Genomic DNA, 13,202 nt, shown 5'->3' with positions numbered 1-13,202 from the left:
AATCGCCGGCAACCTCCCCCGCGAGGCCGTCGGTCTCCCGAACTTCGGGCCCCCGCAAGCGAAGTACGCAACCGCAGGGCGATCGAACATGTCACCCATCCGGACCAATCACCAAGCCTGACCTGCCCCCCGGGCCGCACACAGTTCCACCCGGCGCGCGCCTTCGGCGGCGGCATCGGCCACTCGGTCGGCCACGCGGCTGCCCGACCCACCGTAACCAACCGAGCCCGCCAAGCAGTTCGCCCCGACGCACCCCGACCAGCACACCCCACCCACACATCCGGCAACCCACATTGACCCACACGGGCACCGCCGTTGGGGCCGCGCAGCCACGCCATAGGGTGTGCGGGTGATTGAACCCCCGACGTGGATCGACATGCGACCCAAGCCCATACCCACGATGCCGCGCGAGGTGCGTGTCGCGAAGTGGTGGCTGTACACGATGGGCGGTATCGCCCTGATCCTGACGGTGGTCGTGTTCGTCCTCGCCGACGACGACGGGGCGTATCAGGCCGGCGGCCAGGCGGCGAGCATGCTCCCGGTCCTCGTGGGCCCGCTTCTGGGTCGCGGGTTCGCCACCGGCACCAACAGGCTGCGGGTGGGCACGATCGTGTGCGCTTCGCTGATGATCTTCTTCGCTCTGCGGGCCGTGGCCGAGGGCTACTCCATCGGCCTGCTCCAGATCGCGGGCGGGATCGTGCTCATCACACAACTCGCCTGTGGCCCCGCCAAGCAATGGTTCGCCCGCCCGGCCGCCCACCGAGTCTGACCGGCTGTCGACCGGGTGGGTGCGCAACCGCAAGTGCGGTGCGGGAGGGTAATTCCCGCGAGACGCATCGGGTGCGCCGATGCGTCTGTGGGTGACCGGGGACAACGCGCGGGCGATCCGCTTCTACGAGCGTCACGGGTTCCAGACCATGGGTGAGCGCGAGCTCTGGTGCGGCGGGTTGCCCGACGTGCGCATCGCCCGTGCCGCCGGGGCCTGAGCGATGCCGCCGCGGCGTCAGTGCATGGTGATCTGCTTGCCGACTGCTCGGCGGTGGGCGGCGGCGACGACCAGGGCGGCGGCTGCGGCGTCCTGGCCGCGACGCCGATCGACTTGTACAGGGTGATCCGGTGCGGCGAGACGCGGCCCGGTTTGCTGCGCGAGACGAGTTCGGCGTGGATGTGCTCGGCCGTGATGAGGCCGTCGCGGATCGGGATCATCAGGTCGTTGCAGGCGGGGAAGGAGGCCAGGACGGTCTGCCGCGACTCGACGCACACCAGCGCGTCGACGATCGTGGCGTCGTCGATCTCGCGGCCGGCCGGGTTGAAGCCCACGGAAGTGACGTGCACCCCGGGCGTGAGCCATTCGCGGCGGCGATGTCCGCGCCGTCGAGCGCTTCGGCGTAGGTCGCCGCCGGCCGGACGTCCACCGCGAGTTCGGACGAGAGCTCCGCGGCCAGGGCGGCCGCGTCCATGTCGAGCAGCGACTCGACCTGTGCGCGCCCGAGCAGAAGCACGCGCGCCTCCCTCCCGGTGACGGTGCTCCGCCCGACGGACCGCGGACCGCGGACCGACGACCCTTCACCCCGAAGCGTCGACCACGGCCCCGCCGACGCGACCGTGACACGCCGTACACATGCGCACCTTCGTCCCTCGCCACGGACCGTGTGGTCGCGGGCACTGTTCGTGGATCCGTCGTGACGGGAGACCCGGCTGTTGCGCGAGGCGTGATTGACGCGGTGGAGTCCGGGTCATATTCCGGAGGTAGAACCCGTACGGCCGCAAGGCACGAGAGCTCGGTGGCGGCCCCGCGGGTCCGGGGGATTTCGACACCGCCGGTGTCGCGATGACCGCACAGGGTGAGCCGCCGGGACGCGTGACGCTCAAGGAGCGATGTCATGGCACGTCCGGTCGGTATCGATCTCGGCACGACGAATTCGGTGGTCTCGGTCCTGGAAGCCGGGGAACCCACCGTCATCACGAACGCGGAAGGGGCCCGGACGACACCGTCCGTGGTCGCGTTCGCGAAGAACGGTGAGGTCCTGGTCGGTGAGGTCGCCAAACGCCAGGCGGTGACGAACGTCGACCGCACCGCGCGTTCGGTGAAGCGACACATGGGGGAGAACTCGTGGCGTTTCCCCGACGTCGGTGACATCGACGGCAAGCGGTACACGGCGCAGGAGATCGCCGCGCGCGTCCTGCAGAAGCTCAAGCGCGACGCGGAGGCCTACCTCGGCGAGAAGGTCACCGACGCGGTCGTCACCGTGCCGGCGTACTTCGACGACGCCCAGCGGCAGGCCACGAAGGAGGCCGGCGAGATCGCGGGCCTGAAGGTGCTGCGCATTGTCAACGAGCCGACGGCGGCGGCCCTCGCGTACGGCCTGGACAAGGCGCACGACCAGATGATCCTGGTCTTCGACCTCGGTGGCGGCACGTTCGACGTGTCGCTCCTGGAGATCGGCGAGGGCGTCGTCGAGGTGAAGGCGACGCACGGCGACACGCACCTCGGCGGCGACGACTGGGACCAGCGGGTCATGGACCATCTGATCAAGCAGTTCAAGAACGGCCACGGCGTGGACCTGTCCAAGGACAAGATGGCGGTGCAGCGGCTGCGCGAGGCGGCCGAGAAGGCCAAGGTGGAGCTGTCCAGCGCGACCGAGACGTCCATCAACCTGCCCTACATCACGGCCTCGGCCGAGGGTCCGCTGCACTTGGACGAGAAGCTCACCCGGGCCCGGTTCCAGGAGTTGACGGCCGACCTGCTGGAGCGCTGCCGCAGCCCGTTCCACGCGGCGATCGAGGACGCCGGCATCACGGTGGCGAACGTCGACCAGGTGGTCCTTGTGGGCGGTTCGACCCGGATGCCGGCCGTCGCCGAGCTCGTGCGCGAGCTGACCGATGGCAAGGAGCCGAACAAGGGCGTCAACCCGGACGAGGTCGTGGCCATTGGTGCCGCGCTTCAGGCGGGTGTGCTCAAGGGTGAGGTCAAGGACGTCCTGCTGCTGGACGTGACGCCGCTGTCGCTTGGTATCGAGACCAAGGGCGGCATCATGACCAAGCTGATCGAGCGCAACACCACGATCCCCACCAAGCGTTCCGAGATCTTCACGACCGCGGACGACAATCAGCCGTCGGTGCAGATCCAGGTGTTCCAGGGTGAGCGCGAGATCGCCGCGTACAACAAGAGACTCGGCATGTTCGAGCTGACCGGCCTGCCGCCCGCTCCCCGGGGCCAACCGCAGGTCGAGGTCACGTTCGACATCGACGCGAACGGCATCGTGCACGTGTCGGCGAAGGACCTGGGCACGGGCAAGGAGCAGTCGATGACGATCACCGGCGGCTCGGGCCTGCCGAAGGACGACATCGACCGGATGATGCGCGAGGCGGAGGCGCACGCGGAGGAGGACCACCAGCGTCGCGAGGCCGCGGAGACCCGCAACCAGGCCGAGCAGCTGGTGTACACCACCGAGAAGTTCATCAAGGACAACAGCGACAAGGTCCCGGCCGACATCAAGGCCGAGGTCGAGACCTCGGTCACCGAGCTCAAGGACGCCCTCAAGGGCGAGGACCTGGCCGCCATCCGCGACGCCGCGGAGAAGGTCAGCACCACGAGCCAGAAGCTCGGCACCGCGATGTACGCCAACGCCCAACCCGGCGCCGACGCCGGTGCGCGCGGCGATACCGCGGGTGGCGTCGACGACGACGAGGTCATCGACGCCGAGGTCGTCGACGACGACAAGCGGGGAGGCGAGACCGCATGAACCCGGCATCCCCCGGCTCGGGGCTGCTTCCCGTTCCCGCCGGGCATCCACAACCGCCGATCCTGGCGACGTTGCTGGCCGAGATCGCGGCACAGCGCGAACAGACGAACGACCGCGTGGACGATCTGCGGCGGCTCCAGTCGGACTACGACGCCTACCGCGAACGCGTCCGGCGCGACCGGCTCGCCGTGCGCGAGGTCGCGCTCGCGAACGTCCTGACGCCGCTGCTGTCCGTTGTCGACGGCTTCGACAGTGCCCGTGCCGCCGGGGATCTGGGCCCGGGGGTCGCGAGCGTCGTCGACATGCTGGAGGACACCCTCGCGGCGCTCGGTCTGTGGGCGTTCGGCGAGGTGGGTGACGTGTTCGACCCCCACGTGCACGACGCGCTGGCGCATCACGTACGGGTCGGAGTCGACACGCCGATCTGCTCGATCGTGCACGAGCCGGGCTACCGCGTCGGGGACCGGCTGTTGCGCCCGGCCCGGGTGACGGTGACCGGGCCGCCGACATTGGGCGAGCCATGACTCGTCGACGCGTGATCGTGTCGGGGGACGTACAGGGCGTGTACTTCCGTGACACGTGTCGGATCACGGCGACGCGGTACGGCGTCACGGGTTGGGTCCGCAACCTGCCGGACGGCGCGGTCGAGGCGGTGTTCGAGGGCGAGTCGGACGATGTCGCCCGGTTGGAGGCGTGGGCGCACCGTGGGCCGTCCCGGGCGATCGTCGGGCATGTGTACGTGTTCGAGGAGGATCCGGAAGGGCTGGTCGGATTCGAGATCCGACCGACACCGACGCCCTGGTGAAGACGACAATAAGGAGCAAACTCTATCGAATTTCGACAGCTTGACTCATGCTGGTAGCGAGGGGGCACGCGTTTCAGGGCCCGTTTCCGGGCCCGGGACAGGGGGGCCGGAGGTGGCAGTGATGCAGATCGTCGGATGGCACATCGAGATGGAGTTCAAGGAGGACGGCAGGCGCACCGAGGCCGCCGCCCTGCTACGCCTGCAGGACGGAACGGAACTGCGGTCGCGCGCGCACGCCGCCCGCTACCCGGACGACCCGGACCAGCCGCAGGTCGGCGAAGAGATCGCCGCGGCAAGGGCGTTGACGGATCTGACCCGGCAGCTGCTGGACAAGGCGGCGGGCGAGATCGAGGCCACGACACACCGACCCGTGATGACGCTCGCGTGAGCCGGCGCGATGCGAGGTGACCGGACCGGACGAAACCGGACCGGACGGGACAGGCTGTGCTGCGACACCCGTGAGCGTGCGCTCGCGGGTGTCGTTGTGATGCCCTGACGCAGTGATGCTCTGACGCAGTGATGCCCTGTCGCAGTGATGTCCTCGGCGACCCCGGGGGCACGCACTTCGACATCCACCCGCACCCACGAGCGTCCGGCCGCACCGTCCCATCCGGCCGAAGATCGGCCGGGCCGGTCGCGGGGAGCTGTGGGCCCACCACTGGACAGCCGTGCTGCCTGTGCGTGGCCGATGCAATAATCGGTAGTCCTGCGGCGCACCCCTCGCGGGACGAACGAATCCGAGTACACGAAAAGATGGTCCGCATGCCCGCAGCGTCCGATGAGCCCACAGCGCAGCTGGGAGTGGACTGGATTACCGGGCTGCATCTCTATTTCCAGGGCACGATGCTGGCGGAACTTGCCGCCGGTGGCTACCCGGGTGGGGCCTTCCACGACAAACTGGCCGGCCGATCCGTCGAACTGCGCAAGCAGGGAAGGGATTTGCTGGGCCGGGCCGCCGGCGATGCCGGCGCAGCCGTGGTTGCGTCGCGTGCCGAGTGGCTCTATGACGTGGCGAACGGGCGTCGGCCCGATGCCGCGGAAAGGGACCGCATAGCGGTGGACGCCCGTGCCGCCACAGCACGGTTCCTGTCCCCGGAGCGTGTGCGTCCTCGACCCGCCATGGTCTGGGACCAGGTCGACGGGGACTTGGTCGGGATTGAACGCATCTTGGAACGGCGTGGGATTCCGCCGCGCGGCTCGGTGGCACTGCGCATGCTCGTCGAGGCCACACAGCGCACGGGTCCCGACTCACTGTGGGCGAACGCCGACCGCTTGCGGACCGAACTGACCGATGTAGCACAGCTCACGGACACGCTGGCAGGACACGTGGCCGCAGGGGGTCCGATCCCGGGCAGTGCCGTGGTCGGTGTACGTCGTCTGGACGAGGCCATCATCGTCGGAGCCGCCAAGCGTGCCGGCGCGTGGACGGCCGCGCGGCTGGACCGGCTGGCCGCCCGCGACGGCCTGCGCGAGAAATGGGTTCCCGAGAGCGCATTGCCCGCTCCCACCCGTGTACCGGTCGAGGTCGACTCGCGCAGCCGCATGGGCGAACTGCCCCCACCACGTGGGACATCCCAGGGTCCACAGACCGTCAACTCCGCGACCCCCGTCCCGGGCGCCAGGGCCGCGGCCATCGGGATGACGCCCCTCGTTCGCTCCCTCAAGGCCAAAAGTGCGACCGGGCTCCCGGTGTCGCCGAGCGGAATCAACCGAGGGCCCGTGGTCCTCCGAGACCCCCCGGGCCCGGCCCCCGGCGCGCCGGACGGTCCACGCCGCGAGGGCCCGGCCGACGGACTCGGCCTGGACAGCTGACCGACGCGCCGGCGTCCCGGGTCGCGGCCGCCGTCGTCCCGCTCCACGCGCGACCGCCGAGCCGCGTCGTCCGCTTGGGCAGCCTGGCGCCACGCGCCCGGGTGCCCACGACCGGGCGGGCCACGCGCCCGCGAGAGCACCGGTTCAGTCGGTGATGTACCACGCGTTGTTCATGTACTCGAGGGTGTAACTGCCGAGGTTGCTCTCGGAGAACGTGGTGGTGGCCTTGACCGCCTTGACCGGCATCTCGATCTTGTCGGGCGAACGCACGACAACGAGTTTCGGGTCGACCGTCGCGGCCTGCAGAGCCTTCTTCTGTGCGGGGGAGATCATCTGGAAGGTCATGGCGAACGTCGTCTTGCATGGACCGAAGCCTTGGTCCTGCGCCCTCTTCGCCGCGGGCCCGGCAATCTCGCAGACCGTGTCGATGTCCTCCTGGCCCAACGCGTGGAGGAACTGCTCGTATCGCTGGATCGCCCCCGCCGTCGACTTGGCCTGCGCCGACTGCCCTCCGGACGAGGGCGGTGCGGTCTGTCCTCCGGGCGGGGACGATGTCGGCTGCCCGGACGCGGCAGGCGGCGGAGTGCTCGGAGCCTGCGTGGCCGCGGCCGCGGCCGTGGTCGTGACCGCGGACGCCGACGCCGACTGAGCCGGCTTGCCCTCCTTCGACGACTCCGAACTGCACGCCACCAACAACACGGCGGCTGCCGACACCGTTATGCCCATAATTGCCCGCATCCGACACCCCTTTCGGCAAGATCCAGGGGCCCGATGCTACTTCCGAACAACCGCCTCCCGCTCGCGAGCCGACGGCCCGCCTGCCCCGTACTCGATGTTCCCCGCGCCCGGGCGGGCTCTTGCGCTGGGCCGATTCCGAACAGGGCGACCAGTACCGGTGGTTGACGAACTCGGCCGAACCGGACGCGTACGACGCACCCGTGCACGCCCACGCCGTCGGATAACGACCGACGGGTGCCGGGGTGCCGGGCGTTCGGGGCGGGGTCCGTTCGGGTGTTTCTCGTTGGTGTCGCTGGTGTGTACGCAGCGGTGTCCGACGCGGGTGTGGGGGACTGGGGTAGCCACTCGCCGGAGGGTTCGTCGTTCGAATGATTGGGCGAAATATATGCGTCGCGCAGGAGTTCGACCGTAGAGTAATTGCCGGCGTGGACCGCTTCGCCGGCACGTGGTGGCACGAGAGGAGCTCGGTGCTTGTGGAGGCGGTCCCCGGGGGCTTGGACCTTCGGCTCCCCGAATGCCTCATCGCGGGCCCCGAGTTCTCCGGCCGCCCGGCGAGGGTCGAGAGCGCGGGCGCGTGCCACGTCGGTGACCCCTCGTCAGGCCGGATTCGTCCGTCGCGGCGTGGCCGTGCCCGGCGGCCGCATGTGAGGGGACCCGATCACGCGAACCCGGCAGTGAGTTGATCGTGCGCCATGTCCCTTGTGCCGCTACCGCGGCAATCAGCCACGACACAGGAGCAAACACCTTGGCGTCCAAGTTCTCGCGTCCCCTCCTCGCCCTCGTCGCGACCCCCGTCCTCACCGCCCTCCTGGTGGGTGCCTCCCAAGGGGGTGGCGCCACGCCCGGTGCCCCCGGCGCCGGCGACCCCTACTTCCCGCTGTCCGGCAACGGCGGGTACCACGTCCTCCACTACGGCCTCGACCTCGGCTACACCCCCGCGACCAGACAGCTCGAGGGCACCGCCGACCTCACCGTCACCGCGACCCAGAAGCTCAGCTCCTTCAACCTGGACCTGTCCGGACTGAACGTCGGCAGCGTCCGGATCGACGGCAAGCAGGCCGCCTTCAGCCGCAGCGGCGCGGAGCTCAAGGTCACCCCGAAGCACGCCCTGGACCGGGGCCGCAAGTTCCACGTCGTCGTCACCTACTCGGGTGTCCCGGCGAATGTGATCGACCCGGACGGTTCGCCCGACGGCTGGATCATCCAGCCCGACGACTCGGTCTTCGTCGCCAATGAGCCGCAGGGCGCGATGACCTGGTTCCCCAGCAACAGCCACCCGAAGGACAAGTCCACCTACGACGTCGCCGTCACGGTTCCCGACGGCTGGACCGCCGTGTCCAACGGCCGGCTCCGGGACCGGCGCAGTCAGCACGGGAAGACCACCTTCTCCTGGCGCGAGTCCCAGCCGATGGCCGCCTACCTGGCCACCGCGAGCATCGCCAAGTTCCAGACCGAGCAGTACGTGACGGCGGGCGGCATCCCCGTCTACAACGCGGTCGTCCCGAGCCAGGCCGAGGAAGCGGCGCCGGTGCTGGCCCAGCTCCCCGCCATCATCGACGCGCAGACCAAGCTCTTCGGCAAGTACCCGTTCGACTCCGCCGGGGCCATCGTCGAGGACGCCCCCGACGTGGGCTACGCCCTGGAGACCCAGACCAGGCCCATCTACGACCGCGCCCCCGACATCGACACCCTCGTGCACGAGACCGCGCATCAGTGGTTCGGAAACTCCGTCAGTCTCACCAAGTGGCAGGACATCTGGCTGAACGAGGGCTTCGCGACCTACGCCGAGTGGCTCTGGGACGCCGATCACGGCGGCTCCAGCACCGCCCAGAAGTTCGCCGACGATTACGCCCTGCCCGCCACCGACAGGCTCTGGGCTTTCCCGGCCGGCGACCCGGGCGACGGCGCCCACCTCTTCGCCAAGCCGCCGTACGAGCGCGGCGCCATGGTGCTGGAGAAGCTTCGCCAGACCGTCGGTGACAAGGACTTCTTCGCCATCCTGAAGGCATGGGCCACCGACCACCGCTACGGTCACGGCGACAGCGCCCAGTTCATCGCTCTCAGCGAGAAGATCTCCGGCGAGCAGTTGGACGCGATGTTCGCGACCTGGCTGTACGGGCAGGGCAAGCCCGCGACGCCGTAACGGACCCGCGAGGATTCGGGAGCGACGACAGCGCGGCGGCGACCGGGGTGCCCGAGGGTGCACCGGTTGCCGCCGCGCTGTCGTGCGTGCGAGAGAGGGAGGGTCAGGAGCGCGCTCGGCGGGGCTGATCGCGTCGCCCCGCGCTCTTGCCCTTCTCCTTCTCCTTCTGCTCCTCGGTCTTCGCCCGGTTCTTCTCCTTGATGCGCACCGCTTCCTTGCGGACCTCGGCCTGGGTGGCGCGCTCGTGCTGCAGCCAATCGGGACCGTCCGCCTTCAGCGCTTCGATCTGCTCCGTGGTGAGGGCTTCGGTGACTCCGCCGCGCGCGAGGCCCGCGATGGAGACGCCGAGCTTCGCCGCGACCACCGGCCGGGGGTGCGGGCCGTTGCGTCGCAGTTCCTGGAGCCACTCGGGCGGATCGGCCTGCAGTGCGTTCAGCTCGTCGCGGGAGACGACACCCTCCTGGAACTCGCTGGGGGTGGCCTCGAGGTACACACCCAGTTTCTTCGCCGCAGTGGCGGGCTTCATCGTCTGGGTGGTCTTGTGCGACGTCATGGTGTCAAGAGTAGCGAGCGTGTGCGATACCTCCGACCATGGCCGGTAACCTGACGGAGTGACAGGCATGGAAGCACCCCCTTCGTTCAGGCTCGCGTACGTCCCGGGGGTGACACCCACCAAGTGGGTGCGGATCTGGAATGAGCGGCTGCCCGACGTCCCACTGACGCTGAGCGCGATGTCCGCCGCCGAGGCGGCCGACGCCCTGCGGGGCGGCGCCGCCGACGCCGGACTGGTGCGGCTGCCGATCGACCGGACGGACCTCAGCGCGATCCCCCTCTACACCGAGACGACGGTGGTCGTGATCCCCAAGGACCACGTCATCGCCGCGGCCGAAGAGGTGTCCGCCGCGGATCTGGCCGACGACATCGTGCTGCATCCCCTCGACGACACCCTCGAGTGGGAGCACCGTCCGGGGCTGCCCGCGAAGGAGCGCCCCGCCACCACGGCGGATGCCGTCGAGCTGGTGGCGGCCGGAGTGGGGCTGCTCGTCGTCCCGCAGTCGTTGGCCCGCCTGCACCACCGCAAGGACCTCACGTATCGGCCGGTGTCGGACGCCCCGGAGTCACGCGTCGCGCTGTCGTGGCCCGAGCACGAGACCACCGAGCTGGTGGAGGAGTTCATCGGGATCGTCCGCGGGCGGACCGTCAACAGCTCACGGGGTCGCACCCCGACCCCACCACAGCCGAAGCAGAAGAAGCGTCCCGATTCGGGCGGCGCGCGGCACAAGCCCGCCGCCGGCAGGTCGACCGCCAAGAGCCCACGGGGCGGTTCCGGCGCCCCCAAGGGCGGCAAACGCGGCAAGCCTCGCGGTAGGTAGTGGCCCGGGCCCGGAAGACTCATGAGTCTTCTGGCGCATCGGCGGGAAGGTGTCGGTGCCGGGCGCGAGGATACTCGTCATGGCTGACACGAGTTTCGACTGGCGATCCTTTCTCGATCGGTGGAGTGAGGAATGGGCCGACTCCTGGGACCCCGCCGAGTCCCTCCACCCGGAGGACGAGGAGGCCCGCCGTACCCGTCGACTGGGCTTCGATCCGGCTCCCGCCACGCGGATCGCGGCCTTGGAGGAGCGGCTGGGACGCCGGCTCCCGCCGTCGTACCGGGAGTTCCTGGATGTCACCGACGGCTGGCGGCACGCGGGTGGCTTCGTCTGGCTGCTCGCGGGCACCGAGGGGGTGCGCTGGCACGAGGACGAAGCCGGCCTCGCCGAGCTGTACGAAGAGGAGTTGGACGAGGACTCCACGCCCGAGATGGTGTTGCTCGCCGGGATGTGGACGCGCGCGCTGCAACTGGACGCGGAGTCCGACGCCACGTACGTCCTCCTGGATCCGATGGACGTGGACGCCGACGGCGAGTGGGCCGTGTACTACTGCCGTGCCTGGGCGGGCGACCTGCCCGAACGCTACGCGTCCTTCCGGGAGTTCATGGTCGCGATGCACCGCGGGTTCCACAGCCTGCGGGCGGGGGGCGGCTCAGGCCGGGAGTTCGTCAACGCCACGACGCGGGCGCTGGACGCGGCCCTGGAGGTCGCCCGGCGCGACGCGTTGGGCGGAGCGTACGAGCGGGCCGAGACGGAACTCGCGAACGCCCAGGCGTACGGCAGGCCCCGGGCGCGGGCGCTGCGCGACCAGATCCGGCGGCTGCTGGGCGAGACGTATCTCGTGAACTTCGGCGGGCACGCGGTCGATCCGGTGTACGCCTCGGAGCTCCTGCCCGCGCTGGCGGACTTGCATGTACACAACGGACACGACGACGCGGTCTGGTCGTACCACTTCGGGTCGGTCTCCGACGAGGTCCGCGCGTCGGCGGACGAACTGCTGCGGCGGGTACGCGACCGGACCTACCGATACACCGCACAGGGTGCGTTCGGCCGAGCCGTGGACACGGCGCGGGAGCAGGCGCGGTGCGGCGAGACGGGTGCGGCGTGGCGGACCCTGCTCGCCGCGCTCCCCACGTGGCAACCCGTGGGCCCCGATCACCTCGCCCCCTTGGGCCTGCTCGCGGACCCGATCCTGGGGCCGCTGATCACGCCGGAACGCGGCCGGGAACTGCTGGCCACCCCCAGGGGCGGGGAGCACGGGAGCGCGCCCGTTCCCCCGGCCGACCTCGACCCGGCCTGGGGACCACCCCGGACGGACGATGCCCCTTCGGGGTGACCGGGCCCCGTCCCGGCGGAGCGCTCGGCCGTTCGCTCGGCCGTGCTCCCCGGGGCGGGGCGCTCCTGTGTGTGTGGGTCAGCGTGCGGCGGGTGGCGTCGGGGGCTTGAGAAGCTCCCACCAGGGGCTGATCTGTGGGGCGTCACCCGCGTCGACGCGGTCGCCGGGCAGGGGGATCGCGAGGTGTACGTCCTTCGCCTTGGCCTCGAGCCACAGGCGGTCGACGGGCTCGGCCCACGGGTGGGGCGCGAGGTTGAACGTCGCCCAGTGCACGGGCAGGAGGAGCTTTCCGCCCAGGTCCAGGTGGGCGGTGACGGCCTCCTCGGGGTTCATGTGGATGTCGGGCCAGTTCGGGCTGTAGGCGCCGATCGGTATGAGGGTCAGGTCGAAGGGGCCGTGCGCGGCGCCGATTCGGGCGTAGCCGTCGAAGTAGCCGGAGTCGCCGGCGTAGAACACCCGTCGCTGTGCGCCCTGGACGACCCAGGAGCCCCAGAGGGTGTCGTTGCGCCGGAGGGTGCGGCCGGAGAAGTGCCGGGCCGCGGTGGCGGTGAACCTCAGGCCCGCGACGACCGCGTCCTCCTCCCAGTCGAGCTCGATGATGCGGGACGCGGGTACGTCCCAGCGCTCCAGGTGGGCGCCGATGCCGAGGGGCACCAGGAACGGCGCGGTCTGCGTCGCGGTGAGCGCGCGTACCGTCGCCCGGTCGAGGTGGTCGTAGTGGTCGTGCGAGATGACCACCGCGTCGAGGGTCGGAAGCGTCGCAAGGGGGACGGGCATCGGGTGCAACCGCCGCGGGCCGACCAGCTGGGAGGGGGAAACGCGGTCGCTCCACACCGGGTCGAACAGCACCCGCCGTCCCTCGATCTCCACCAGCGTGGTGGCATGGCCGTACCAGATGGCGCTCAGACCGTCCTCGGACGGCGGGGTGGCCGGCGAGGCCACCAGCGGCACCGCACTCGCGGGCCGGCGTTCGTTTCGGTCCCGGAGCATCTGCGCGAGGATCTTCGGCGCGTTCCCCGGCTCGACCAGGTCGGCGGGGACGGGGTTGCGAAACGCGCCGTCGTGGAACTGCGGTGACCGCAGGACTCGCGCCAGCCGCTCGCCCGTGGCCTTACCGCCCAGCTCCGCCGGGACCTTCCGCAGCGCCCACCCGGTGGCGGCTAGCGCCGCCCCGCTCGCGGCCAGCCGCCGTGCCGATCGCTTTTCCGCCATGCCGAACACTCTCCTCGCGTCGCCCTGCGTGGTTAAC

At 70.3% G+C, this 13,202-nt stretch carries 15 protein-coding genes; 12 read left to right on the top strand and 3 right to left on the bottom strand.

The window, feature by feature from the left end:
- The first annotated feature begins 349 nt into the window (after positions 1 to 349).
- The 8 genes from OG928_RS36785 (at position 350) to OG928_RS36750 (ending at position 6,363) form a co-directional block, all read left to right on the top strand.
- Entirely contained in the window at positions 350 to 769 is a 420-nt protein-coding gene (locus OG928_RS36785; RefSeq protein ID WP_406291550.1) for a hypothetical protein, read from the top strand.
- A 79-nt stretch (positions 770 to 848) separates the two neighbouring features.
- Positions 849 to 986: a hypothetical protein gene (locus OG928_RS36780; protein ID WP_331766336.1), complete on the top strand. Its 138-nt coding sequence runs from the start codon at positions 849 to 851 to the stop codon at positions 984 to 986.
- Positions 987 to 1,161: 175 nt separating this feature from the next.
- The gene (locus OG928_RS36775) at positions 1,162 to 1,392 is read left to right on the top strand and encodes a hypothetical protein (RefSeq protein WP_331766335.1); all 231 of its coding nucleotides are present in this window, start codon (positions 1,162 to 1,164) and stop codon (positions 1,390 to 1,392) included.
- Positions 1,393 to 1,883: 491 nt separating this feature from the next.
- Positions 1,884 to 3,746, top strand: coding sequence for a molecular chaperone DnaK (dnaK, locus tag OG928_RS36770; RefSeq protein ID WP_331766334.1), 1,863 nt, complete (start codon positions 1,884 to 1,886; stop codon positions 3,744 to 3,746).
- Positions 3,743 to 4,270, top strand: a complete 528-nt coding sequence (grpE, locus tag OG928_RS36765; RefSeq protein ID WP_331766333.1) for a nucleotide exchange factor GrpE — start codon at positions 3,743 to 3,745, stop codon at positions 4,268 to 4,270. The genes dnaK and grpE overlap by 4 nt, the downstream gene beginning before the upstream one ends.
- Positions 4,267 to 4,551: an acylphosphatase gene (locus OG928_RS36760; RefSeq protein WP_331766332.1), complete on the top strand. Its 285-nt coding sequence runs from the start codon at positions 4,267 to 4,269 to the stop codon at positions 4,549 to 4,551. The genes grpE and OG928_RS36760 overlap by 4 nt, the downstream gene beginning before the upstream one ends.
- A gap of 121 nt (positions 4,552 to 4,672) precedes the next feature.
- Positions 4,673 to 4,939 (top strand): DUF1876 domain-containing protein, encoded by a 267-nt coding sequence (locus OG928_RS36755; protein ID WP_331766331.1) that lies wholly within the window; start codon positions 4,673 to 4,675, stop codon positions 4,937 to 4,939.
- Positions 4,940 to 5,313: 374 nt separating this feature from the next.
- Entirely contained in the window at positions 5,314 to 6,363 is a 1,050-nt protein-coding gene (locus OG928_RS36750) for a hypothetical protein (RefSeq protein ID WP_331766330.1), read from the top strand.
- Positions 6,364 to 6,507: 144 nt separating this feature from the next.
- Here OG928_RS36750 and OG928_RS36745 read toward each other — a convergent pair whose 3' ends face one another.
- On the bottom strand, positions 6,508 to 6,708 hold the full coding sequence (locus OG928_RS36745) for a hypothetical protein (protein ID WP_406291549.1): 201 nt from the start codon (positions 6,706 to 6,708) through the stop codon (positions 6,508 to 6,510).
- A gap of 82 nt (positions 6,709 to 6,790) precedes the next feature.
- Between OG928_RS36745 and OG928_RS36740 the strand changes: the two genes are divergently transcribed.
- Positions 6,791 to 7,012 (top strand): hypothetical protein, encoded by a 222-nt coding sequence (locus tag OG928_RS36740; RefSeq protein ID WP_406291548.1) that lies wholly within the window; start codon positions 6,791 to 6,793, stop codon positions 7,010 to 7,012.
- Between the two features lie 834 nt (positions 7,013 to 7,846).
- Entirely contained in the window at positions 7,847 to 9,244 is a 1,398-nt protein-coding gene (locus OG928_RS36735; RefSeq protein ID WP_331766328.1) for a M1 family metallopeptidase, read from the top strand.
- Between the two features lie 103 nt (positions 9,245 to 9,347).
- Here the strand turns inward: OG928_RS36735 and OG928_RS36730 are convergent, their stop codons facing one another.
- Complete coding sequence (locus tag OG928_RS36730; RefSeq protein ID WP_331766327.1) at positions 9,348 to 9,797, bottom strand: DUF5997 family protein; 450 nt, start codon at positions 9,795 to 9,797, stop codon at positions 9,348 to 9,350.
- Positions 9,798 to 9,864: 67 nt separating this feature from the next.
- On the opposite strand from OG928_RS36730, the gene OG928_RS36725 reads away from it, so the two are divergent.
- Both OG928_RS36725 and OG928_RS36720 read left to right on the top strand, forming a co-directional pair.
- A complete protein-coding gene (locus OG928_RS36725; protein ID WP_406291547.1) occupies positions 9,865 to 10,617 on the top strand; it encodes a LysR family substrate-binding domain-containing protein in 753 nt (250 codons plus the stop codon).
- Between the two features lie 79 nt (positions 10,618 to 10,696).
- On the top strand, positions 10,697 to 11,953 hold the full coding sequence (locus tag OG928_RS36720; protein WP_331766325.1) for an SMI1/KNR4 family protein: 1,257 nt from the start codon (positions 10,697 to 10,699) through the stop codon (positions 11,951 to 11,953).
- Between the two features lie 78 nt (positions 11,954 to 12,031).
- Here the strand turns inward: OG928_RS36720 and OG928_RS36715 are convergent, their stop codons facing one another.
- A complete protein-coding gene (locus OG928_RS36715; protein ID WP_331766324.1) occupies positions 12,032 to 13,165 on the bottom strand; it encodes an MBL fold metallo-hydrolase in 1,134 nt (377 codons plus the stop codon).
- Positions 13,166 to 13,202: the final 37 nt, after the last annotated feature.

Source organism: Embleya sp. NBC_00896 (genome assembly GCF_045207785.1).
Classification (GTDB): Bacteria; Actinomycetota; Actinomycetes; order Streptomycetales; family Streptomycetaceae; genus Embleya.
Note: the sequence above shows the minus strand (reverse complement) of the source record. Positions and strands in the feature narration are given on the sequence as shown.